The sequence below is a fragment of the Sphingobium sp. RSMS genome (assembly GCF_005406185.4).
Taxonomy (GTDB): domain Bacteria; phylum Pseudomonadota; class Alphaproteobacteria; order Sphingomonadales; family Sphingomonadaceae; genus Sphingobium; species Sphingobium fuliginis.
In genome coordinates this window covers 2356007-2379779 of record NZ_CM191257.1, presented here as the reverse complement: position 1 = coordinate 2379779, position 23773 = coordinate 2356007, and the positions used below count along the sequence as shown (strand labels likewise).

Below are 23773 nucleotides of genomic sequence, written 5' to 3'. Positions count from 1 at the left end.
CGCGTCAAAGATCCTTTGCCAGCCGCAGTCCGGTGAACTGCCAGCGTTGATGGGGGTAGAAGAAATTGCGGTAGCTTGCCCGCATATGGCCGCGCGGCGTGGCGCAACTGCCGCCCTTCAGCACGAACTGCCCCGACATGAACTTGCCATTATATTCGCCCACCGCGCCGTCCGCCGCGCGGAAGCCGGGATGCGGGCGATAGGCGCTGCCCGTCCACTCCCATACATCCCCGAACATCTGCGTCAGCGTGGAGCCGCCATCCGCCGCGCGAGGGCGGGGGCAAGCCGGACCGTCCAACTGGTTCCCGCTGGTCGGCGCGACATTGAGGGCGGCGCTTTCCCATTCCGCCTCGGTGGGAAGGCGCGCCCCCGCCCATCGGGCATAGGCATCCGCTTCATAAAGACTGATATGGCTGACGGGCGCGGCGGTATTGACCGGCTTGCGACCGTCCAGACCGAAGCGCGTCCAGCCTTGCTCGCCCCGCCGCCAGTATAGCGGCGCCTCGACCCGTTCGGCCTGCACCCATGCCCAGCCGTCGGACAGCCAATGGGCGGCGTCGGCATAGCCGCCATCCTCGATGAAGGCGATCCATTCGCCATTGGTTATCGGCCTGTGCGCCAGGGCATGCGGGTGGAGCACCGTCTTGTGGCGGGGGGTCTCGCAATCGAAGGCAAAATCGCTTTTGCCGTCATCGCCGATCTCGACCAGCCCCTGCCGGCCCTCGATCCAGTGGAGAGGGCCGGGGACGGGCGCAGGCAGCGCATTGGGCGCGTCGTACAGCGCCGGTTCCAGCGGATTGAGCGACAGAAGATGCTGCACGTCGGTCAGCAGCAGTTCCTGATGCTGCTGCTCATGGTGAAGGCCCAGCAACACCAGCGCCTGCACATCGGGCATCAGCATCGGCAGGGCGGTGGTCAGCGCCTCGTCGACTTGGGCGCGATAGGCGCGGATTTCCTCCAGCGTCGGCCGTGTCAGCATGCCCCGCATCGGCCGCGCATGCCGTGGACCTTCGGCCTCATAATAGCTGTTGAAAAGATAGGCGTAATGCGGATCGAAGGGTACATAGCCCGCCACATGATCGCGCAGGACGAAAGTTTCGAAGAACCAGCTTACATGCGCCAGATGCCATTTGGCGGGGGATGCGTCGGGCATGGACTGGACCGTCGCGTCCGCATCGGACAGCGGCGCGGCAAGCGCTTCGCTCAGCGCCCTGACCTCGCGATAGCGGGTGATGAGGTCGATCTGGCTCGGTACGGTCCGGCTTCTTGCCATGCATGCCCCTTCGATACGGTTGCGCCGCTCTCCTGGAATAATCGCATGAAGGGGCGGATCGGTTCCGGCCGGGCCGTTTCGCCGTCCTTCGATGATTGCGCATGGGGACGATGGGAATGGCTGGACAAGGGCCCGCCGCTTGCCCAAATGATGGGCCTGTCATGACCAAGCGCATCCTTCTCATCGTTTCGGGCGGCATCGCCGCCTATAAGTCGCTGGAACTGGTGCGGCTGCTGCGCAGGCGCGGCATCGCGGTGCGGGCGGTGCTGACGGAAAGCGCGGAGAAATTCGTGACGCCGCTGTCGCTGGGCGTGCTGACCGAGGATCATGTCTATGGCGACATGTTCGACCTCAAGGAAGAGCGCGAGATCGGGCATATCCAGCTTTCGCGGCAGGCCGATCTGGTCGTGGTCGCGCCGGCGACGGCGAACATCCTGGCCAAGATGGCGGGCGGCATTGCCGACGATCTGGCGACGACGCTGCTGTTGGCGACCGACAAGCCGGTGCTCGCCGTTCCCGCCATGAACGTTCGGATGTGGCACCATGCCGCGACCCGGCGGAATGTCGCACAGCTCAAGGCCGATGGCGTGCATGTGATGGAGCCGGACAGTGGTGAAATGGCCTGCGGGGAATTCGGCAAGGGCCGCCTGCCCGATCCGGAAGCGATCGCGGCGGAGGTGGCGCGGCTGCTCGCCCGGCCGCTCGTCGCCGATCCGCTGGCCGGGCAGCCGGACTTCGAAACGGCCGACGCGCCGCTCGCCGGACGGCATGTGCTGGTGACGGCCGGCCCGACGCATGAGCCGATCGACCCGGTCCGTTACATCGCCAACCGGTCCTCCGGCAAGCAGGGCTTCGCCATAGCGGCGGCGGCGGCGCGGGCCGGCGCGCGGGTGACATTGGTGGCGGGGCCGGTGCACCTGCCGACGCCGGCCGGCGTGACCCGCGTCGATGTGGAAACCGCGCGGGAGATGCTGGCCGCGGTGGAGGCGGCCCTGCCCGCCCATGCGGCGATCATGGTGGCGGCGGTGGCCGACTGGCGCACGGCGGACGCTGCGGATCAGAAGCTCAAGAAGGATGGATCGGGCAAGCCGGCGCCCTTGGCCCTGGTCGAGAATCCGGACATTCTCGCCACGCTGGGCAAACATGCGCAGCGTCCCGCCCTGCTGGTCGGCTTTGCCGCCGAGACGCAGAAGATCGCTGAACATGCGCAGGCGAAGCTGGCGCGCAAGGGCGCCGACTGGATCGTCGCGAATGACGTGTCGGGGCCGCCCGGCTCAAGCGTGATGGGCGGCGATTCCAACAGCGTGCACATCGTTTCGAAGGATGGCGTCGAGAGCTGGGACCATCTGCCCAAGGACGCCATCGCCACCCGCCTGATAGAAAAGGTCGCCCATGTCCTCTCCTCTTCCGCCCATTGAAATTCGCCTGAAGCGCCTGCCCCATGGCGCGGGCCTGCCGGCGCCGGCCTATGCCACGGCGCATGCGGCGGGGATGGACGTCGTGTCGGCGGAGGACATCATCCTTGTGCCCGGCGGCCGGCATGCGGTGGCGACCGGCTTTGCCATGGCGATTCCCGAAGGTTATGAAGTGCAGGTGCGGCCGCGTTCCGGCCTGGCGCTGAAACATGGGATCAGCCTGCCCAATACGCCGGGGACGATTGACGCCGATTATCGCGGCGAGCTGAAGGTCATATTGATCAATCTGGGCGAAGAACCCTTTGTGATCGCGCGGGGCGACCGGATCGCGCAACTGGTCGCCGCGCCGGTGCAGATGGCGCGCTTTGCCGAAGTCGAGGAACTGGACGAGACGATCAGGGGCGCAGGGGGATTCGGATCGACGGGGGTTCGATCCCAATGACGCCCCTGGCCCTCACGGACGATCAGCTTGAGCGCTATGCCCGCCATATCGTGCTGAAGGAGATCGGCGGCGCGGGGCAGGCGCGGCTGCTGTCGGCGGATGTGGCCGTCGTGGGGGCGGGCGGGATCGGCAGCCCGGCCATCCTCTATCTCGCCGCGGCGGGCGTGGGCACGATCCGGGTGATCGATGACGATGCGGTCGCCCTCTCCAATCTGCAGCGGCAGGTGCTGTTCGGCACTGACGAGATCGGAGCGTCCAAGGCCGAAAGCGCGATGGCGGCGGTCGCGCGGCTCAATCCGGACGTGAAGCTGATCCCCATCAACGCCCGCATCGATGCGGACAATGCCGCGCTGATGCTGCGGGATGCCGATGTGGTGCTGGATGGCTGCGACAGTTTCGTGACGCGGCTGGCGGTGGCGGACTGCACGCAGAAGCTGCGGATTCCGCTGGTGTCGGCGGCGGTCGGGCCGTTCGAGGGGCAATTGGCCACCTATCGCGGTTGGGAGGCGGGCAAGCCCTGCTATCGCTGTCTGGTCGGGTCGCCGCAGGACGCGCCGGAGCGGAACTGTTCCGAAACCGGCGTGATCGGGGCGCTGACAGGGGTGATCGGCAGTCTGGCGGCGCTGGAGGTAATCCGCGCGCTTGTTCCCTTCGGCGATGACATGGCGGGGCGCTTGCTGCTGGCCGATCTGTTGTCGATGCGGTTTCGGACCGTGGCGGTGCCGAAGGATCCCGCCTGCCAGGGTTGCGCCGTGGAACTATGCGCGAGCTGAGGATCATCGTCGCGACGGCGGATGCGGAACGGCTGCGCGGAGCCTTGGTGATCGCGGCGGCTCAGGCGGCGTTGGGCGGCGGCGCGGCGCTGTTCCTGCAACTGGACGCGGTGAGCTTGCTGCGAGCGCCTCTGGAAGCGCCCTGCGACGAAACGCATCGGGCATCGGGGCTGCCTTCGCTGGCGATGGTGATCGAAGAGGCATTGAGCTTGGGCGTGATCCTGCTTGCCTGTCAGAGCGGACTTGCGCTGTGCGGAATGACTGCCGATGATTTGCCGCAGGGCGTTGAGGTCGGCGGCCCGATGGGGTTCTTGCAGCAGACCGGCGAAGAGGCCCGGCTGATCTTTGCCTGAGCCGGTCGGCTGGCTCGGCTGGGTGGGAAGCGGACGATTGCGACGCTTTCCTGAAGGAACAGCATGCTCATGCGAAAGCAGGCGCCCGGATCGGGCGGCGATGATGCGCGGAAGGGAGGGCCGGGCCTGCCTGCGCAGGAGCAGGCTTCCTTCAGGGCAGGCTTCCTTCAGGGAAAGCAGAAGCTCCGCTCCCTGACCGCATTCAGTCAGCCCCCTACCAGGCCAGCCGGTACTTCACGCCCATGGCCTGGGCCAGTTGCCGCTGCCGCCGCTCGACCGCTTCTCCGAAGAGATCGGCGTCCACGCTGCGCAGCCGCAGTTCGAGCACATTGCCCTCCATCTCCAGGCGGGAGGCGAGCAAAGGCCCCTCCACGCCGCCGGACAACCGCTGCCCCAATCTGATCGCCAGACCCCATAAGGTCGCTCGCTGAAGCGCTTCGGGCGGGGCCAGCCGCTCGATGCCGGGCGGCGTCGACAGGCCGCCGCCAAAATTGCTGTGCAGCGCCTGGGCCAGCATGGCTCGCTCGGCCGCGTTGATGCCGACCCAATTACTGTGCAGCGCGATCTCGACGCCCCGGTCCGACCGGAAATCGGGATTGGCGCGCCACCCGACATCGGCCAACAGGCAGGCGGCCCGGCGAATCCGCCGCCACGCGCTGCCGTCCTCCAGGAACAGCGGCGCGATCCAGCGCTCGATCATGTCGCCATGGCCGGTAAAGCGCGCCTGCGCTTCGCCTTCGGCCTCCGCCGCGATCAGCAGCGGATCATGTGCCTGAATATCCGGGGGCAGATCGCTGAACAGCAGCCCCTCGCGCAGGCCATAGGCCGACACGACCAGCCTGCTCGACCTCAACTGGCGCACGATCACCGACAGCAGCGCCGCCGCATCCGGCAGGGTCGGCACGCGCGATCCGGTGATCTGGGGAATATCCTTGAACCGCGCCTTGCCGACATGGGACACGATGCGCGTCAATTGTTCGGCCCGCGCGGCAGGCATTTCATATTGGTGCACGACGGGAAGCGGGAACTGGGTCAATTCCATGTCGAACCGGGCCAGCGCGCGCCACGACCCGCCGACCAGATAGAAGGGCAGGCCGGCGGGCGCGTCCCAGCCCGCCTTGGCCAGCATCTTCCTGACCATCCGTTCCAGCACGGCCGGCCCCTTGGCGCGGATTTGCGGCAGGCGCAGCACGCCCAGCGGCAAGGACACCGTTTCATGCACGGCGCCGTCGCGGATTCGGGCCAGCTCAAGGCTGCCGCCGCCCAGGTCGCCGACGATGCCGTCCGCGCCCGGAATGCCCGACAACACGCCATAGGCCGCGGCGACCGCCTCCTGCCCGCCGGACAGCAGCTCGACCTCCAGCCCCATGTCGCGGGCGCGCCGGATGAACTCGTCGCCATTTTCCGCGTCCCGCACCGCGGCGGTGGCGACGCAGCGCACCTCCTGCACCTCCATCTCGCGGCAGAGATGGGCGAAGCGGCCGATCGCGCGCAGCCCCCTGTCCATGGCTTCCGCCTCGATCCGGCCCGTCTTCCCCAGCGACGCGCCCAATCCCGCCATCACCTTTTCGTTGAAGAGGATGAAGGGGATGCGGCGCGGCCCGTCATAGACGACCAGCCGCACGCTGTTGGAACCGATGTCGATGATCGCCGTGCGCGCCTTCGCCTGATGCGGGGACGTCGCCATGCCGGGGGCGAGCGCCCGGACCTGGCTCAACATGGAATTCATGCCGTTCAGGCCCGCCCGCGCAGGCGCAGCGTCGGCACCGCTTCGCTGTCCAGCGCGGCGCCACGGCCCGAAAGGGACGGGTTGGTCATGAAATAGCGGTGCAGGTTGAACGGCCGGTCGCCCGCCTCGACGCGGCTGTAATGGCCGTCGCTGTCCAGCACCCAGCTCTGTTCGGTGTCGATCAGGTTGGCGACCATCACCTGGTCCAGAATCTGGTCGTGCACGGTCGGATTTTCGACCGGCGCCAGGAACTCCACGCGCCGGTCGAAATTGCGCGGCATCCAGTCGGCGGAACTGATGAACACCTTCGCGCCATTATTGGGCAGCGCCTTGCCATTGCCGAAGACGGTGATCCGGCTATGTTCAAGAAAGCGGCCGACCACTGACTTCACCCGGATATTTTCCGACATGCCCGGCACGCCCGGCCGCAGGCAGCAGATGCCCCGCACGATGAGTTCGATCTGCACGCCTGCATTGCTCGCCGCATAAAGCTTTTCCATGATCGCCGGGTCCACCAGCGAATTCATCTTCGCCCAGATGGTTCCCGGCCGCCCGGCGCGGACATGCTCTATCTCCGCATCGATCAGGTCGCACAGGCGGTTGCGCAGGTCGCGGGGCGACATCACCAGCTTTTCCAGCCGCTGCGGCTCGACATAGCCGGTGATGTAATTGAACAGCGCCGCCGCATCGCGCCCATAGGCCGGATCGGCGGTGAAGAAGCTGAGGTCGGTGTAGATGCGCGCCGTCACCGGATGATAATTTCCGGTGCCGAAATGGCAGTAGGTGCGGAACGCCTCCCCCTCCCGCCGGACGACCATCGACACCTTCGCATGGGTCTTCCAGTCGATGAAGCCATAGACCACCTGCACGCCCGCGCGCTCCAGCGCGTCGGCCCACATCAGGTTCTGCTCCTCGTCGAAACGGGCTTTCAGCTCCACCACCGCGGTCACGGACTTGCCCGCCTCGGCCGCGTCGATCAGCGCGCGGATGATCGCGGACTGCTTGCCCGCGCGATACAGCGTCTGCTTGATCGCCACGACATCGGGGTCAGACGCCGCCTGCTTCAGGAAGGACACCACCACGTCGAAGGCTTCATAGGGATGGTGGACGACGATGTCCTTCGCCCGGATCGCGGCAAAGCAATCCCCGCCATATTCGCGGATGCGCTCCGGGAAGCGGGGGGCATAGGGCTCGAACTTCAGGTCCGGCCGATCCTCCTCGACGACGCCGGACAGGTCGCCGATGCCGACGAACCCTTCCACCTCCGCGATGATCGCCTCATGGCCCTGGAGCATGTCCTGCAACATCTCCTCGACCGGCTCGGGAATGCGTTCCTCTATCTCCATGCGGATCACGCGGCCCCGGCGGCGGCGCTTGATGGCGCTGCGGAAATAGCGGACCAGATCCTCCGCCTCTTCCTCTATCTCTATGTCGCTGTCGCGGATGATGCGGAAAACGCCGCTGTTGCGGACGCGATAGCCGGGAAAGAGATCGGCCGAGAAGCGCCGGATCACCGCCTCCAGCGCCATATAGCGCGCCGTTTCGCCCGGCATCCGCACGAAGCGGGCGAGTGAGGACGGTATCATCACCAGCTCGCGAATCGGCTCCTTGTCCGACAGCCGCTCCAGGTCGAAGACGATCGACAGCCCCTGATTGGGGATGAAGGGGAAGGGGTGCGCCGGGTCCAGCGCCTGCGGCGTCAGGATCGGAAAGACCTGCGTCAGGAAATGATCGCGCAGCCAGTTCTCGCAGGAGGGGTCGAGCGCGGTGGACGGGCCGATCACCTCTATCCCCACCTGCGCCAGTTCGCCGTGCAGCGCCCCCCACACCTTCTGCTGCGCGCCCATCAGCCGGGCGGTTTCCTCGCTGATGGCGGCCAGTTGCTGCGCCGGGGTCAGCCCGTCGGCGGATCGCATGTCGACATCCTGCAATTGCTGCCCCTTCAGGCCCGCCACGCGCACGGAGAAGAACTCGTCCAGATTGGCGCCGGAAATCGACAGGAAACGCAGCCGCTCCAGCAGGGGATGCGCCCGGTTCATCGCCTCCTCCAGCACGCGCTGGTTGAAGGCCAGCCAGGACAGTTCCCGGTTGAAATAGCGGTCGCTGGGCAGGGTCAGGCTGGCGGAGGGGTCGGCTTCGGCCACATCTCTCTCATCGTTCGGAACCGGAGGATCAGTCCGGGACTATAGGCAAAAATCCCGCGTCTTGCAGGACATCTTTCGCCATAGCGGTAGAAATCTTACGTCCCGATGACAAAGCCGCCTCGTCCAGCAGGCGCGTCACGGCGGCGATGGCGGCATAGCTGCGCTCGATCCGGCGCAGCAGCCATTCGGGCAGATCCGCCGCATAGCTTGCTCCGGCCGACGCCAGGGACCGATCTATCAGGGCGCGGGCCAGCGCCTCGTCCGGCTGCTCCAGCGCGACATGCGCCGCCGCCGCCAGCCGGGACCGCAGGTCGGGAAGGGCCACCTGCCATAGCGCGGGCGGCGCGTCCGCGATCAGCAGCAGCGGGCGCTGCGCCGTCTGCGCATCGTTCCAGGCGTTGAACAGCGCCTGCTCGTCCTGCCGCTGCGCATCGTCGATCATCGTCCCGCCGCTCTGCGCGACGAAATGGCGGCCCAGCGTCGAACGGCCCGACAGGGGCGGCCCGCTCAGCACGCTGATCGCCAGCGGCCATCCCCGCCAGTTCTCCAGATGGCGGACGGCGATGCGGTTGGCGTCGCTGACCAGGAAATCCTCGCCGCTTGCCCGATCAGGCCGGTCGAACGGCAGGCTGATCTGTCTCATGGCGCCTTTCATTGCGCAGAGCCGGCTCCCGGTGTCCCACCCCTGCGGATGCGTAGCGTATTGCCGGACACGGCGACGTTATAGCCCTTCGCCGCCAGCGCTGCACGCAACATGTCGACCGTGCCGTCGAAGCTCACCTGCATGACCGACGTGCCGCCCAGCGCCAGGCTGCTCGTCGCCGCCGAACGCACGCCCGCGATGGAACGCACGGCGGCTTCGCCCTGCGCCACCGATCCGACGTCCGGGGTGTCGAACTGGATCGCGTAGCTGCCCGTCGTGGCGGCGGGCGTCGGCATGTCGAGCGTTTCCACCGGCAGATCGGCGGCATTTTCGATCTCCAGCGCATTGGGATCGACCGGCTCCTCGATGATCAGCGACGGATCGGGACGCAGGCGGCCGTCGTTCAGCGCCTGGGTATAAAGCTGGTCGATCCGCTGCGTCGCCTGGTCCAGCATCTGCGGGATCGCGCTGTCGTTGGAGGCGCGCAGGGAAAAGCTGCCGATCAGGAAATTGTCGGGGCCGTAGCGCGCCGTGAAGGTGCCGGTCACCGGACCGCCCGGATATTGACGGTCGAGCCGAGCGATCGGGATCACCACGTCCGCCGCGCCATATTGGTCGAGCAGCACGCGCCACCACAGCCGCCCGCGCCGCCCGGTCTGCCCCGCATTCAGCAGGATCGGATCAGCGATCGACCCGGCCACGCGGACATAGTCGATCGCGCTGTCGCCGGTGCGGAAACGCGCCCAGGCCCGCTGCCATTCGTTGATCCGCTCATAGGACACGGCCGACCCGCTGTCCCACAGCACCGGGATCACCAGCAGGGGCGGGGATCGCATGACATTGCCGGTCACGCCCAGCAACTGGCCCGTCCGCGCCCGGTCGAACATGACGCCCAGCGTGGCGACATAGCGGGTGGGGCCCGCCTGCTCATATTCGATCTCGATGCCCGAAATCATGCCTTCAAGCTGCGAATCGGACAGGGCCGGCGCGCCGCTGCCGCCATGGGTCCGGGTCCACAGCATCTGCCACGCCCGCCGCTGCGCCAGCCGCCAGCCGGCCTTGCGCGCGCTGTCGGCATCCTTGGCAAAGACGTCGACCTTCACATGGCTCACCTGGAAATCGCCGCCGCTGGCGATGGGGGGCACGCCGCGCTCCCCCTCCATCTGCGCGACCAGCGCCGCAGCGGCGAGGCCAAGCATGATCGCGCCCAGTATCTGGATCGGGCGCGACGCTGCGCGGAACAGGTTCAAAGGCCGGAGGGACAGGCCACGAAGGACAGAAGGCACGTTCACGCGCGTCCTTTTGGCGAGATTTGCCTGCGCTGCCAAGCGGCAACCCATTTCCCGTTCCGTTTTCGCGCACAATGTGCGTTATTTGGCTTGCCGCATTTTCTTAAGCCGTCAGATGTTTCCATCTGACTTGAAAATGCTTAGGGGCCACAGCCATGAGCGACACCGAATCCTACAGCTACGCCAAGGCTGGCGTCGACATCGCCGCGGGCAATGCGCTGGTTCGCGCCATCGCCCCGCTTGCCAAGGCCACCCGTCGCCCCGGCGCCGACGCGGAACTGGGCGGCTTCGGCGGTTTCTTCGACCTGAAGGCGGCCGGTTACGACGATCCGCTGCTGGTCGCGGCCAATGACGGCGTCGGCACCAAGCTGAAGCTCGCCATCGACCATAATGCCCATGACGGCGTCGGCATCGACCTGGTCGCCATGTGCGCCAACGACCTGATCGTGCAGGGCGCCGAACCGCTCTTCTTCCTCGACTATTATGCCACCGGCAAGCTGGAGAGCGGCGTCGCCGAGCGCGTGATCGCGGGCATTGCGGAGGGCTGCAAACAGGCCGGCTGCGCCCTTATCGGCGGAGAGACGGCGGAAATGCCCGGCATGTACGGGCCGGGCGACTATGACCTTGCCGGTTTCTGCGTCGGCGCGGTGGAGCGGTCCAGGGCGCTGACCGGCAACCGGGTCAAGGCGGGCGACGTGCTGCTGGGTCTCACTTCCTCGGGCGTGCACAGCAACGGCTTCTCGCTGGTGCGCCGCCTTGCCGTCGACAAGGGCTGGAAGCTCGACCGTCCGGCGATCTTCGATAATGAGGTGCTGTTGATCGACGCGCTGATGGCGCCGACGCGCATCTATGTGAAGTCGCTGCTGCCGCTGGTCCGGGCAGGCCGGATCAATGCGCTGGCCCACATCACCGGCGGCGGCCTGCTGGAAAATATCCCGCGCGTGCTGCCCGAAGGCTGTCATGCGGTCGTCGACGCCGATGGATGGCAACAGCCGCGCCTGATGGCTTTCCTCCAGGCGCAGGGCAATATCGAGCCGGAGGAAATGGCCCGCACCTTCAATTGCGGTGTCGGCATGGTGCTGGCGGTGGATGCGGATGCGGTGGACGCCGTGACGGCGGATCTGGAAGCAGCGGGCGAAACCGTGGTCCGCGTCGGCCTCGTGGAGGCGGGCGAAAAGGGCTGCACGGTCAAGGGCTCACAGGAAACATGGAGCGCCAGGGCCGACTGGACCGCCACGCATCTGGGGTAAGTCACTGAAACCCGTTCGTTTCGAGCGAAGTCGAGAAACGAAGTCACAAGGGTTCTCGACTTCGCGCGAACCGGACGGGGACTGCAAGTGAAGGCAAAGGTCGGCGTTCTGATTTCCGGACGTGGCTCGAACATGGCGGCGTTGCTCTATGCCGCCAGGCATCCGTCCTGCCCCTATGAGTTGGTGCTGGTCGCCGCCAACGATCCCGAAGCACCCGGCCTGACCCTCGCCGCCGCCGAGGGCATCGCCACCTTCGCGCAGAGCCACAAGGGCCTGAAGCGCGCCGAATTCGACGCCATTATCGACAAGGCGTTGCGCGGGGCGGGCGCGGAATATGTCGCGCTGGCCGGCTATATGCGCCTCCTCTCGCCCGAATTCGTCGCCGGCTGGGAAGGCCGGATGCTGAACATCCACCCCAGCCTGCTGCCCAAATATAAGGGTCTCGACACCCATCGGAAGGCTTTGGGCGCAGGCGATACCCATGCCGGCTGCTCGGTCCACATCGTCACGGCGGAACTGGACGACGGGCCGGTCCTTGGCCAGATCGAAGTCGCGATCCTGCCCGGCGACACCGCCGACAGCCTTGCCGCGCGCATATTGATGGCGGAACATCAGCTCTATCCGCGCACGCTGGCGGATTTCGTCACCCGCGAGCGCCAGCCCGAATGGCTGCTGAACAAAGTCCGTGAGCGCGCTCTGGCCCTGCCGCAGGCGGATGAGGTCACGTCCCACGGCATGCCCTGCTTCGGCATCGAAAAGGGCAAGAAATTCGCCTATTTCACGCAGGATCGTCATGGCGACGGCGTTATCGCCATCCTCGTCAAGACGACCGCGCCGGAAGAACAGGCGATGTTGATCGAAAGCGACCCCGCCCGCTATTACCGCCCCGCCTATTTCGGGGATGGCTGGGTCGGCATCCGGCTCGATCTGGGGGACACGGACTGGGACCAGATCAACGAACGGCTGGAGCGGAGCTGGCGGGAGGTCGCGCCCCGCAAACTCACCGCCCTGATGGACGCCGCCGACGAATTTTAACCCCGCTCTTTCCTTTCCAATGGCCCAACCCCACTATAGGCAGCCATGACCGACACCTCCCCCACTCCCGCCATAGAGATCGCCAACCTCACCAAGGTTTACAAGGGCGGCAAGCAGGCGCTCGACAATATCAACCTCACCATCCCGCGCGGGCAGATTTACGGCCTGCTGGGGCCGAATGGCGCGGGCAAGTCGACCACCATCAACATCCTCGCCGGGCTGGTGAACAAGACCAGCGGCACGGCGAAAATCTGGGGCTTCGACATCGACCAGAACCCCCGCAACGCCAAGAACAGCATCGGCATCGTCCCGCAGGAGATCGTCTTCGATCCCTTCTTCACCCCGTTCGAGACGCTGGAGAACCAGGCGGGCTATTATGGCGTGCCCCGGGACCGCCGCCGCTCGATGGAATTGCTGCGCGCCGTGCATCTGGAGGACAAGGCCGACGCCTATGCCCGGACCCTGTCGGGCGGCATGAAACGCCGCCTGCTGGTGGCCAAGGCGATGGTGCACAGCCCGCCGATCCTGGTGCTGGACGAACCGACCGCCGGCGTCGACGTGCAGCTTCGCCAGCAGCTCTGGGCCTATGTGCGGGAGTTGAACCGCCAGGGCGTGACCATCGTTCTCACCACGCACTATCTGGAAGAGGCCGAGGAATTGTGCGACCGGATCGGCATCATCAACCATGGCAAGGTCATCACCGACAAGCCGACCCGCGAACTGATCGCCATGGCGCAGGAGAAGGTGGTGCAGGTGACGGTCGATCGCGATGTGGTGACGCCCCCCGCCGACCCCAGCTTCGAGAAGATCGAACTGTCGGACGAACGCACGCTGACGATCACCTATATGAAGAACCGCGCCAATGCGGGCCAGGTGCTGAGCGCCGTGCAGGCCAGCGGGCTTTCCATCGTCGACGTGGTGACGCGCGACCCTGATCTGGAGGATGTGTTCCTGAACCTGACCGCGGCGGCGTGAGGGAGAGGGATGCCTCTCCCCCTCCCGCAGGCGGGAGGGGGCCGGGGGGGGGGCTGGCGCGACCTTTCAGAAGCAGGAATACGTCCCGCGCAAAGTCGCTAAGAAATGAGGCATCTCCGCCTGAGCGGTTCCTTTGGCAGCGCCTGCGCAACCGCCAACTCGACGGCCGCAAGTTCAGCCGCCAAATCCCTATCGGCCCTTATTTCGCGGACTTCCTTTGTCGCGAGGCGAAGCTCATCGTCGAACTGGATGGCTCCACCCACGACGACAGTGCGGAATATGACGCCCGCCGCGACGCCTACTGTCGCGAACTAGGCTTTACCGTCTTGCGCTTTCAGAATGCCGACGTGATAGGGAATATCGAAGGCGTGCTGTCGCATATCATGGCAGCCCTCGCGCAAGCCCACCCCCAACCCCTCCCGCCTGCGGGAGGGGAGTAAGAAGACTATATGCCCACCACCACCTATGACGTCGTCATCATCGGCTCCGGCGCGGCGGGGCTGACCGCCGCCATCAACCTGGCGCAGGACCGCAAGGTCGTGGTGCTGGCCAAGGGCGCGCTGGATGGCGGGTCCACCAATTGGGCGCAGGGCGGCATTGCCGCCGTACTGGACGCAGGTGACAGTTTCGAGGCGCATATCGAAGACACGATGGTCGCAGGCGCGGGCCTGAACGACCGCAGCACGGTCGAATTCGTCGTCTCCGAGGCTCCTGCGGCGATAGAGCGGCTCGCGGAGCTTGGCGTTCCCTTCAATGGAGGGGAGGAATTCGGCGAACGCTGGCACCTGACCCGCGAAGGCGGTCACAGCCACCGCCGCATCGTCCATGTCGACGACGCCACCGGCCATGCCGTGCAGGTCGCGCTGCTGAAGGCCGCCCGCGCCAATCCCAACATCACGCTGCTGGAGGACAGGGTCGCCATCGACCTCATCACCAGCCGCCATGGCGAGCGCTATTCGGGCGACGGGCATGTATGGGGCGTCTATGCGTTCAACAGGCTGACGGACCATGTCGACGCGATCCTGGGCAAGGCGACGATCCTCTGCACCGGCGGCGCGGGCCGCACCTATCTCTTCTCCACGGCTCCCCGGGGCGCGACCGGGGACGGCATCGCCATGGCCTGGCGCGCGGGCTGCCGCGTCTCCAACATGGAGATGAACCAGTTCCACCCTACCTGCCTCTACAATCTGGAGGTCAAGAATTTCCTCATCACGGAGGCGGTTCGGGGGGAGGGCGGTCATTTGAAGCTGCCCCCGGGCGTCCCCGGGGGCGGGGAACGCTTCATGCCCCGGTTCGACCCGCGCGGCGAACTCGCCCCCCGCGACGTGGTGGCCCGCGCCATCGACCATGAGATCAAGCGGCTCGGCCTCGACTATGTCCATCTCGACATCAGCCACAAGCCGCCGGAATTCGTGCGTACCCATTTCCCGACCATCTATGCGCGCCTGCTGGATCTTGACATCGACATCACGAAGGAACCGATCCCGGTCGTCCCGGCGCAGCATTATACCTGCGGCGGCGTGGTCATCGACCTTGATGGCCGCACCGACCTGCCGGGGCTCTATGCGGCGGGCGAAGTCACCGAAAGCGGCCTGCACGGCGCCAACCGCCTCGCGTCCAATTCGCTGCTGGAATGCTTCGTCTTCGGGGAAGCCGCCGCCCGGCACATCCGCGCCCATTGGGATGAACTGCCCGCGCCGCCGCCGATCCGCCCCTGGGACGAAAGCCGCGTCACCAATTCGGACGAAGAGGTCATCGTCCAGCATAATTGGAAGGAAATCCGCCGCTTCATGTGGGACTATGTCGGCATCGTCCGCACCACCAAGCGGCTGGAGCGCGCCAAGCACCGCATCGACCTGCTGGCGAAGGAAGTCGACGAATATTACGGCCATTTCCGCGTGACGCCGGACCTCATCGAACTGCGCAACCTGCTGGAGGTCGCGCGTCTGGTCGTCCGCTCCGCCCTGCATCGCAAGGAAAGCAGGGGGCTGCACTATACGCTCGATTATCCGGCGATGCTGCCGCAGGCGGTCGATACGGTGCTGGCGCCCTGAAAGAAGCTGAAAAAAAGGTGGCGCAGCGTCCATCGCGCTGCGCCATGAGTCGAGGAGTGACGCGGAGGAAGGCGTCGGATTGCTTTTACCCCTGCTGTCCCGCCGCGCCTTTGATCGGCGTCAAACCGTCTTCAGAAAATTGCCGAGGACCGCGTTGAAGCGGGCCGGCTGATCCGCCATGACGACATGGCCGCTGGGGCCGATGGGCACCAGCCGCACGCCGCGCTTGGCGGCATAGGCGGCGCGGAAGGTTCGGCCGATCTCGCCCGCCTGCGCCGCATCGCTGCCGACGGCATAGACCACCTCCATCGGCGCGGTCAGCCGCGCCAGTTGCGGCCCCAGGTCGACATTGGCGAGATCGCGCAGCGCATTGGCGATGACATCCGGATCGCTGCCCCGGGCGCCCGGCATTTCCGCCAGCATCCGCGCCAGATAGGCGCGGCCCGCCTTGGTTCCGGTGAAATATTGCCCCAGTTGATCGGCCAGGAAGCCCATGCCCTGCGCCGTGCCGCCGACCATCGCGGCCCCTTCGGGCAGCATGTCGACCACCATTAGCCGCCCCGCCAGCCCCTTCAAACCCAGCATCATCGCCAGCGTGCCGCCCATGCTGTGGCCGACGATGGCGGGCCGCTCCAGCCCTGCCGCCGCGATATAGCGGGCGATCTCGTCCGCCAAAGGCTGGACCAGCGGCCCGCTGGCATTGGCGTCCGCCGCGAGGCCGGCAAAACCCCGCACGTGGACCAGATGCCAGCGATAACCGGAAAGCGCGCCGACCACCCCGTTCCACAGCCCCGGCCCGCTCGCCAGCCCCGCGATCAGCACGACATCTCGACCGGCGCCGCGAGTCGTCACGGCAATGCGGCGCGAAGCGAAGGGCGCCGCCCACGCCCGTGCCGGCAACATGCCGCCCGCCAGCAGCGCAGTCGCCCCCCGCATCATCGTCCGTCTGTTCATCATGTGGTTCATCGGCATGTGGTTCATCGGCGCTTCCTTGCAGGCCTTCGCCTGAACCTCAACTGAGCTAGGCTCAGGACCCCTTACTGGCGGGTTCGAGGCGTCGAAATGGCGAACATATCGGGCCGAAATGCGCGCCGCGAAGGCTCATTGCCTTTGCCAGCGCATTTCGGTTCGAGATGGAAGCCATTTCGGCGTCCCGCAGGGATTTGACCAAAATGGCCCAGTGCTGCGTCGGCAAGGCTGGAAATATCGACATATTCCTGCGCCTTGCCTTCTGGCCCTGAGCCATTTTGCCTCAAACCTCGAACCCGCCAGTAAGGGGTCCTGAGCCTAGGGCGCGCCTCGTTCAGCCTCCTTACATCGCATTTGTGGAATCGTTCATCGCATGATTCTTGTCACCCGGCGCGGGTCTGAACCCTAATGCGAAAGGAGAGTGCGGGGATTTCGATGACCAATTTCAAGGGAGGGCGCGGCAAGCGCCCAAATGGCGGCGGCAATAGCGGCTCGGCCCGGCTCGTCCTGTTGATGGCGGCGCTTTCTGCCTGCGTCAGCGCGCCGCAGCAACCCTATGCAGCGGTCCAGCAGCGGCCGCAGCCTTCCACCGCGACCTTCCCGATCAAGCCGGTCGCCAATCCGCCCAAGCCCTTCGAAGCGCTGAAGGTCGACCAAAGGGAAACGCCGCCCCCCGCGCTGGTCAGCGTGATCCGCAACCTGGGCCAAAGCTTCAACGGCAAGGTCGGCATCGCCGTGCGCCGCATCGGCAGCGACTGGACCGTTGCATGGAACGGCAATCTGCTCTTCCCGCAGCAGAGCGTTTCGAAGCTCTGGGTGTCCATGACCTTCCTCGACGCGGTCGACCGGGGCAAGATCCGCCTCAGCGACAGCACCACCATCACGAAGAAGGACCTGACCCTCTTCCACCAGCCGACCGCCGCGCTGGTGGGCAATAGCGGCTGGACGACGACCTATTCCGACCTGATGCGCCGCGCCATGACGCAGAGCGACAATACCGCCAACGACACGCTGCTGCGCGCCGTCGGCGGGCCGGAAGCGGTGCGCAGCTATCTCGCGCGCCGCTATATCCGGGACATCCGCTTCGGGCCCGGCGAACGGCTGCTGCAATCCACCACGGCGGGCCTGGAATGGCGGCAGGATTATTCGATCGGCCGCAACTTCTATGCCGCCCGCGCCAAGCTGCCCCTATCGGTGCGGCAGAAGGCGCTGGACAATTATCTGGCCAGCCCGCCGGACGGCGCCGCGCCATCCTCCATCGTGCAGGCGCTGGCGAAGCTCAAGCAGAACGACATGCTTTCCCCGGCATCGTCGCAACTGCTGCTTTCGATCATGGGCGAGGCGAAGACGGGGCCGCAGCGGATCAAGGGCGGCGTGCCGCCGGGCTGGCATTATCTGCACAAGACCGGCACGGGTCAGGAACTGGGCGCGCGTTCGACCGGGTTCAACGATATCGGCATCATGACCGCGCCCGACGGCACCAGCTATGCGGTCGCGGTGATGATCGGCAGCACGACGGAACCGATCCCGACGCGCTGGCAGTTGATGCAGGCGGTGGCGAAGGCGGTGGCGGCCAACCACGAGGCGCGTTAGTCTTCTTTCCGTCATTCCCGTGAAGGCGGGAATGACGGAGTAGGATTCAATCCAGATTGGGCCGCAGCCAGCGCTCGGCCGTCTCCAGATCCACCCCGCGCCGCCCGGCATAATCCTCCAGCTGGTCGCGCCCCACCCGCGCCACGCCGAAATATTCCGCCTGCGGATGCCCGAAGTAAAAGCCGCTGACCGCCGCCGTCGGCAGCATCGCGAAGCTTTCCGTCAGCGAAATGCCCGTCGCGTGATGCGCATCCAGCATGTCGAACAGCAGCGGCTTCAGACTATGCTCCGGACAGGCGGGATAGCCGGGCGCGGGCCGGATGCCGCGATATTGCTCCTTGATCAGCGCCTCGTTGGTAAGCTGCTCGCCCTCGGCATAGCCCCAGAGCGCGGTGCGCACATAATGGTGCAGCCGTTCGGCAAAGGCCTCCGCCAGACGATCCGCCAGCGCCTTGAGCAATATGTCCGAATAATCGTCGATAGCGTTCTTGAACCGCGCCAGATGCGGCTCGATCCCGTGGATCGACACGGCGAAACCGCCCATCCAGTCGCCATCATGGCTGATGAAGTCGGCAAGGCACATATTGGCCCGGCCCTCCCGCTTGGCGATCTGCTGGCGCAGCATCGGCAGGCGGACATGCTTTTCATCCTCGACATGGACGATGATGTCATCGCCTTCGCGGCGGCAGGGCCACAGGCCGGCCACGCCGCGCGCCGTCAGCCATTTCTCGTCCACGATGCGGTCGAGCATCTTCTGCGCATCGGTGAACAGGCTGGTCGCGCTTTCGCCCACCACCCTGTCCTCTAGGATCGCGGGATAATTGCCCGCCAGTTCCCATGCGCGGAAGAAGGGCGTCCAGTCGATATAGTTGCGCAGGTCCTTCAGATCCCAGTCCGGGAAGCGGTGGACGCCGGGCAGGCGCGGCTTGCCGGGCTTCAGGCTCTCGTCGATCTCGAAGGCATTGGCCCGCGCTTCCTCGATGCTGAGCAGCTTGCTCTGCCCCTTGCCCTCTCGGGCGGCGCGGACATGGGCATAATCATCCTTGGTCTTCTGGACGAAATCGGTCTTCTGGGTTTCGGAGACGAGCGCCGTCGCGACGCCGACCGCCCGGCTGGCGTCCAGCACATGCACCACCGGCCCGGTGAAGGCCGGATCGATGCGCAGCGCGGTATGCACTTTGGAGGTGGTCGCGCCGCCGATCAGCAGCGGCATGGTCATATCCGCGCGCTGCATTTCCGCCGCGACCGTCACCATCTCGTCCAGCGAGGGGGTGATGAGGCCGCTGAGACCGATCATGTCGGCGTCATTTTCGTTCGCCGCCTTGATGATGTCCTGCCACGGCACCATGACGCCCAGATCGATCACCTCGAAGCCGTTGCACTGGAGCACGACGCCGACGATGTTCTTGCCGATGTCGTGGACGTCGCCCTTGACCGTCGCCATCACGACCTTGCCCTTGCCCTTGGCGCCGGGCTCCTTCGCCGCCTCGATGAAGGGGAGGAGGTGGGCGACCGCCTTCTTCATGACGCGGGCGGATTTCACGACCTGCGGCAGGAACATCTTGCCCGCGCCGAACAGGTCGCCGACGACATTCATGCCGTCCATCAGCGGGCCTTCGATCACCTCGATGGGCTTTGCGGCAGCGAGGCGGGCTTCCTCCGTATCCTCGACCACATACATGTCGATGCCCTTGACCAGCGCATGTTCCAGCCGCTTGGCGACCGGCCAGCCGCGCCATTCCTGCGCCGCCTTTTCCGATGCGGCATCCTTGCCCTTGAAACTCTCCGCCAGCGCGACCAGGCGTTCGCCCGCCTCCGGATCGCTGTTCAGCAGCACATCCTCGCACGCCTTGCGCAGCGCGGGGTCGATGGCGTCGTAAACGTCGAGCTGGCCCGCATTGACGATCGCCATGTCCAGCCCCGCCGGAATGGCGTGGTAGAGGAAGACCGAATGCATCGCCCGCCGCACCGGCTCATTGCCGCGGAAGGAGAAGGAGAAGTTCGACAGGCCGCCCGAAATATGGACATGGGGGCAGCGCGCCTTGATCTCGCGGCAGGCCTCGATGAAGTCGACGCCGTAATTATTATGTTCCTCGATCCCGGTCCCCACGGCGAAGATGTTGGGGTCGAAGATGATGTCTTCCGGCGGGAAGCCGATGGACATCAGCAGCTTGTAGGCGCGCTCGCAGATCTCGACCTTGCGGTCCTTCGTGTCGGCCTGGCCGGTCTCGTCGAAGGCCATGACGACCACCGCCGCGCCATAGGCCATGCAGAGGCGGGCGTGATGGAGGAAGGCTTCCTCACCCTCCTTCATGCTGATCGAATTGACGATGGGCTTGCCCGACACGCATTTCAGGCCGGCTTCGATCACTTCCCATTTGGAACTGTCGATCATGACCGGAACGCGGGCAATGTCCGGTTCGGACGTCATCAGCTTCAGGAAGGTCGTCATCGCCTCCACGGCGTCGAGCAGGCCTTCGTCCATGTTGACGTCGACGATCTGCGCGCCGTTCTCCACCTGATCGCGGGCGATGTCGATGGCCGCGGCATAGTCGCCCGCCATGATCAGCTTCTTGAACTTGGCCGATCCGGTGACGTTGGTGCGCTCACCGATATTGACGAAAGTGGCGGTCGATTGGGTCATTCCCTGCTTCTCTTCTCTTCGTCATCCCCGCGAAGGCGGGGATCCATCTCCCAACATAGCACCAGGGGAGAAGGCAGGAGATGGATTCCCGCCTTCGCGGGAATGACGGATTTATATCTTACGCGGCAATATGCATCGGTTCGAGGCCCGCAAGCCGCGTCACCACCGGCAGCTCCGGCACCTGACGCGGCTTGTGCCCCGCCAGCGCCTTCGCCACGGCGCCGATATGCGCCGGCGTCGTGCCGCAGCAACCGCCGACCATATTGACCAGCCCCTCATCCACCCACTGGCGGATCAGGTTCGCCGTAGTCTCCGGCAGCTCATCATATTGTCCCAGTTCATTGGGCAGCCCCGCATTGGGATAGGCCAGGATCAGCGTATCCGCATTCTTGGCCAGCTCACTCAGATAAGGCCGCAGCAGATCCGCCCCGAAGGCGCAGTTCACCCCGATGGTCAGCGGCTTCAAATGCCGCAGCGAATACCAGAAGGCGTTGATCGTATGCCCGGACAGGTTGCGCCCCGACATATCCGTGATGGTGAAGCTCAGCATCAGCGGCACCGGCCGCCCCGCCGCCGCCTCGGCCTCCCGCGCCGCCATGCCCGCCGCCTTGGCGTTCAGCGTGTCGAAGCAGGTCTCGACCAGCAGGAAGTCCACGCCGCCCTCGATCAGCGCGTCGCACTGCTCGCGATAATCGGCCTTCAGCGTATCGTAATCGACCTCGCGATAGGCCGGATCGTTGACGTCCGGAGAGATCGACAGCGTCTTGTTCGTCGGCCCGATCGACCCCGCGACAAAGCGCGGCCGCCCATCCTTCGCGCTCGCCGCCTCGCACGCCTTGCGGGCGATCCGGGCGGCGGCGATGTTGATCTCCCGCACCAGATGTTCGCAGCCATAATCGGCCATGGCGATCTTGGTGGAGGAGAAGGTGTTGGTTTCGATCATGTCCGCACCGGCGTCGAGATAGGCGGTGTGGATGCCCTCCACGATGTCCGGCCGGGTCAGGCAGAGCAGGTCGTTATTGCCCTTCTGGTCCTTCGTCAGATCGAGCGACCCGCGATAATCCGCCTCCGTCAGCCCATGTTTCTGGATCGACGTGCCGTAGCCGCCGTCGAATATCATGATCTTCTCCGCGGCCACGGCGCGGAAGCGTTCCTCGGCGGTCATGCCGTCTTCTCCAATGTCGCCGGCCGCAGCCCGAGCAGATGGCAGATCGCATAGCTCAGTTCCGCCCGGTTGAGCGTATAGAAATGAAAGTCGCGCACCCCGCCTGCATAAAGCTTGCGGCACAGTTCCGCCGCCAGCGTCGCGGACACGAGCTGCCGCGCGGCGGGCAGGTCGTCCAGCCCCTCGAACAGCTTGCCCATCCAGCCCGGCACATCGGTGTTGCACATGGCCGACATGCGCTGGACCGCCGCGAAATTGCTGACCGGCATGATGCCCGGAATGATGTCGGCGTCGATCCCCGCCGCCGCCACAGTATCCCGGAAGCGGAAGAAGGTATCCGGCTCGAAGAAGAATTGCGTGATCGCCCGCGTCGCGCCCGCATCCAGCTTGCGCTTCAGATTGTCGATGTCGCCCCGCGCGCTCAAGGCGTCGGGATGCGTCTCCGGATAGGCGGCCACCGAAATCTCGAAGGGATGGCGCTTCACCAGCCCTTCGACCAGTTCCGCCGCGCCCTTGTACCCGTCCGGATGCGCCTCGAACTTCGCGCCCGCTTCCGGCGGATCGCCGCGCAGCGCCACGATATGCCGCACGCCCGCTTCCCAATAGGCGTCGGCCACCCCGTCGATCTCCGCCTTGCTTGCCGCCACGCAGGTGAGGTGCGCCGCCGCCGACAGGGGCGTCTCCTTCGCGATCCGCGCCACCGTGTTATGCGTCCGCTCCCGCGTCGACCCACCTGCGCCGTAAGTCACCGACACGAATTTCGGCGCCAGCGGCGTCAGCGTCTGGATCGCGGACCAGAGCTGCTCCTCCATCTTCTCCGTCTTGGGCGGGAAGAATTCGAAGCTCACATTAATGTCTCCCGTCAGATCGGCATAGAGCGGCGCTTGCCAAGCCCGCGTGGCCTCTTCGACGGAGGGAAAGCTCAAGGTCATGCGGAAAGTCGTCCTTCGATAGGCAGGACGCGCGCGCCACGGCGGCGGCCCAGCCATAATTGCACCGTCAGTTCCTGGCCGGGCAGCACCTCCACCCGCTCCAGTTCCAGGCCCGCATCCGCGAACCAGCTTTCGATCTGCCCGTCGGAAAAGCCCAGCCGCGCATGCTGGTCGCGCAGCCGTAGCTCTTCCCGTTCATGCGCCGCGAAATCGGCGATCAGGACGCGGCCGCCCGCCGCCGTCACCCGGGCCGCTTCCTCGATCACCGCCTCGGGCGCCTGGGCATAGTGCAGCACCTGATGCAGCACCACCGTATCGGCGCTGCCCGGCTCCAGCGGCAGGGCGCTGAAATCGCCCAGCACCAGCGCATATTTGTCGCCCGCATCCTCGGGCAGCTTGGCGCGGGCCAGCCGCAGCATGTCCGAGCTGCGGTCCAGCGCCGTCACCTGTTCCGCCGACGGACCGAACAATTCGATCATTCGCCCGGTCCCGGTGCCGATGTCGAGCAGATGGCCGATCGGTTCCGCCCCCAGCAGGGCGGTCATCGCCGCCTCCACATCGCCCTCCGGCACATGCAGGGACCGGATCGCGTCCCATTCCTCGGCATGTTCGGCAAAATAGCTTTCCGCCGCCTGGGCGCGATCCGCCCGTACCGCCGCCAGCCGGGCGAGGTCGGCCTTCTGCCACAACAGTTCGCCCTCCGACGGCACGAGTTGGTCGAAAAGCGTCAGAAAGGGTCCGATTTCCGCCTCTTTGCCCAGCCGCAGGAAAACCCAATTGCCTTCCTTGCGCCGCTCCACCAGACCGGCTTCGGCCAGGATGCGGACATGGCGGGACACGCGCGGCTGGCTTTGCCCCACGACCTGCGCGATTTCGCCCACGGCCAGTTCCATGGCGCGCAGAAGATAGATGATGCGCAGCCGCGTCGGGTCGCCCAATGCCCGGAAAATGTCGATTGCTGCGCTCATGCATGGATCATATAAAGAAATCTTTATATGCGTCAATGGTCGTTCGGAACCGCGCCGTTCAACCCCTGACAGCCCCGAATCACGGGCTTGACGCATGATTGGGATTGCCATGAGTCGCCGGATTCAT

20 protein-coding genes are annotated in these 23773 nt (G+C 65.8%); 10 read left to right on the top strand and 10 right to left on the bottom strand.

The features are described from left to right. Nucleotides 1-4: 4 nt before the first annotated feature. Complete coding sequence (gene egtB, locus EGM87_RS11450) at nt 5-1273, bottom strand: ergothioneine biosynthesis protein EgtB (protein ID WP_044660209.1); 1269 nt, start codon at nt 1271-1273, stop codon at nt 5-7. Nucleotides 1274-1434: 161 nt separating this feature from the next. On the opposite strand from egtB, the gene coaBC reads away from it, so the two are divergent. Genes coaBC through EGM87_RS11430 form a run of 4 tightly spaced genes read left to right on the top strand, consistent with a single transcriptional unit; the run spans nt 1435 to nt 4256 of the window. Continuing rightward, nucleotides 1435-2691, top strand: coding sequence for a bifunctional phosphopantothenoylcysteine decarboxylase/phosphopantothenate--cysteine ligase CoaBC (gene coaBC / locus EGM87_RS11445; protein WP_044660208.1), 1257 nt, complete (start codon nt 1435-1437; stop codon nt 2689-2691). Next, the gene (gene dut, locus EGM87_RS11440) at nt 2666-3130 is read left to right on the top strand and encodes a dUTP diphosphatase (RefSeq protein ID WP_025548678.1); all 465 of its coding nucleotides are present in this window, start codon (nt 2666-2668) and stop codon (nt 3128-3130) included. The genes coaBC and dut overlap by 26 nt, the downstream gene beginning before the upstream one ends. Beyond that, nucleotides 3127-3903 (top strand): HesA/MoeB/ThiF family protein, encoded by a 777-nt coding sequence (locus EGM87_RS11435; protein WP_137710322.1) that lies wholly within the window; start codon nt 3127-3129, stop codon nt 3901-3903. Before dut ends, EGM87_RS11435 begins: the two co-directional genes overlap by 4 nt. Then, entirely contained in the window at nt 3891-4256 is a 366-nt protein-coding gene (locus tag EGM87_RS11430) for a DsrE family protein (RefSeq protein WP_137710323.1), read from the top strand. Before EGM87_RS11435 ends, EGM87_RS11430 begins: the two co-directional genes overlap by 13 nt. Nucleotides 4257-4470: 214 nt before the next feature. Here EGM87_RS11430 and EGM87_RS11425 read toward each other — a convergent pair whose 3' ends face one another. From EGM87_RS11425 to EGM87_RS11410, 4 genes are read right to left on the bottom strand one after another with little or no spacing between them, the layout of a single operon-like run. Next, on the bottom strand, nt 4471-5985 hold the full coding sequence (locus EGM87_RS11425) for a Ppx/GppA family phosphatase (protein ID WP_025548673.1): 1515 nt from the start codon (nt 5983-5985) through the stop codon (nt 4471-4473). A 5-nt stretch (nt 5986-5990) separates the two neighbouring features. Then, nucleotides 5991-8129: an RNA degradosome polyphosphate kinase gene (locus tag EGM87_RS11420; RefSeq protein ID WP_025548671.1), complete on the bottom strand. Its 2139-nt coding sequence runs from the start codon at nt 8127-8129 to the stop codon at nt 5991-5993. A gap of 28 nt (nt 8130-8157) precedes the next feature. After that, on the bottom strand, nt 8158-8772 hold the full coding sequence (locus tag EGM87_RS11415; RefSeq protein ID WP_137710324.1) for a P-loop NTPase family protein: 615 nt from the start codon (nt 8770-8772) through the stop codon (nt 8158-8160). An 8-nt stretch (nt 8773-8780) separates the two neighbouring features. Further along, a complete protein-coding gene (locus tag EGM87_RS11410; protein WP_137710325.1) occupies nt 8781-10064 on the bottom strand; it encodes a heavy-metal-associated domain-containing protein in 1284 nt (427 codons plus the stop codon). Nucleotides 10065-10216: 152 nt separating this feature from the next. Between EGM87_RS11410 and purM the strand changes: the two genes are divergently transcribed. The 5 genes from purM to nadB all read left to right on the top strand — a co-directional run bounded on the left by purM (nt 10217) and on the right by nadB (nt 15375). Then, nucleotides 10217-11311, top strand: coding sequence for a phosphoribosylformylglycinamidine cyclo-ligase (purM, locus tag EGM87_RS11405; protein WP_137710326.1), 1095 nt, complete (start codon nt 10217-10219; stop codon nt 11309-11311). Between the two features lie 87 nt (nt 11312-11398). Further along, on the top strand, nt 11399-12346 hold the full coding sequence (purN, locus tag EGM87_RS11400; RefSeq protein ID WP_137710327.1) for a phosphoribosylglycinamide formyltransferase: 948 nt from the start codon (nt 11399-11401) through the stop codon (nt 12344-12346). 45 nt (nt 12347-12391) lie between these two features. Beyond that, complete coding sequence (locus EGM87_RS11395) at nt 12392-13321, top strand: ABC transporter ATP-binding protein (protein ID WP_048577206.1); 930 nt, start codon at nt 12392-12394, stop codon at nt 13319-13321. Beyond that, nucleotides 13318-13761: an endonuclease domain-containing protein gene (locus EGM87_RS11390; RefSeq protein ID WP_253719062.1), complete on the top strand. Its 444-nt coding sequence runs from the start codon at nt 13318-13320 to the stop codon at nt 13759-13761. Before EGM87_RS11395 ends, EGM87_RS11390 begins: the two co-directional genes overlap by 4 nt. A gap of 9 nt (nt 13762-13770) precedes the next feature. After that, nucleotides 13771-15375, top strand: coding sequence for an L-aspartate oxidase (gene nadB / locus EGM87_RS11385; protein ID WP_025548663.1), 1605 nt, complete (start codon nt 13771-13773; stop codon nt 15373-15375). A gap of 120 nt (nt 15376-15495) precedes the next feature. Here nadB and EGM87_RS11380 read toward each other — a convergent pair whose 3' ends face one another. Beyond that, nucleotides 15496-16332, bottom strand: a complete 837-nt coding sequence (locus EGM87_RS11380; protein ID WP_137710478.1) for an alpha/beta fold hydrolase — start codon at nt 16330-16332, stop codon at nt 15496-15498. Between the two features lie 447 nt (nt 16333-16779). On the opposite strand from EGM87_RS11380, the gene EGM87_RS11375 reads away from it, so the two are divergent. Then, on the top strand, nt 16780-17937 hold the full coding sequence (locus EGM87_RS11375; protein WP_137710328.1) for a serine hydrolase: 1158 nt from the start codon (nt 16780-16782) through the stop codon (nt 17935-17937). Between the two features lie 46 nt (nt 17938-17983). Here the strand turns inward: EGM87_RS11375 and metH are convergent, their stop codons facing one another. The 4 genes from metH to EGM87_RS11355 all read right to left on the bottom strand — a co-directional run bounded on the left by metH (nt 17984) and on the right by EGM87_RS11355 (nt 23646). Beyond that, nucleotides 17984-20581 carry a methionine synthase gene (gene metH, locus EGM87_RS11370; RefSeq protein ID WP_044660201.1) on the bottom strand — a complete coding sequence of 866 codons (2598 nt, stop codon included), beginning with the start codon at nt 20579-20581 and terminating at the stop codon, nt 17984-17986. A gap of 118 nt (nt 20582-20699) precedes the next feature. Next, nucleotides 20700-21746: a homocysteine S-methyltransferase family protein gene (locus tag EGM87_RS11365; RefSeq protein WP_044660200.1), complete on the bottom strand. Its 1047-nt coding sequence runs from the start codon at nt 21744-21746 to the stop codon at nt 20700-20702. Then, nucleotides 21743-22678: a methylenetetrahydrofolate reductase gene (gene metF / locus EGM87_RS11360; RefSeq protein WP_044660199.1), complete on the bottom strand. Its 936-nt coding sequence runs from the start codon at nt 22676-22678 to the stop codon at nt 21743-21745. The genes EGM87_RS11365 and metF overlap by 4 nt, the downstream gene beginning before the upstream one ends. Beyond that, on the bottom strand, nt 22675-23646 hold the full coding sequence (locus tag EGM87_RS11355; protein ID WP_044660198.1) for an ArsR/SmtB family transcription factor: 972 nt from the start codon (nt 23644-23646) through the stop codon (nt 22675-22677). Before EGM87_RS11355 ends, metF begins: the two co-directional genes overlap by 4 nt. Between the last annotated feature and the right edge of the window lie 127 nt (nt 23647-23773).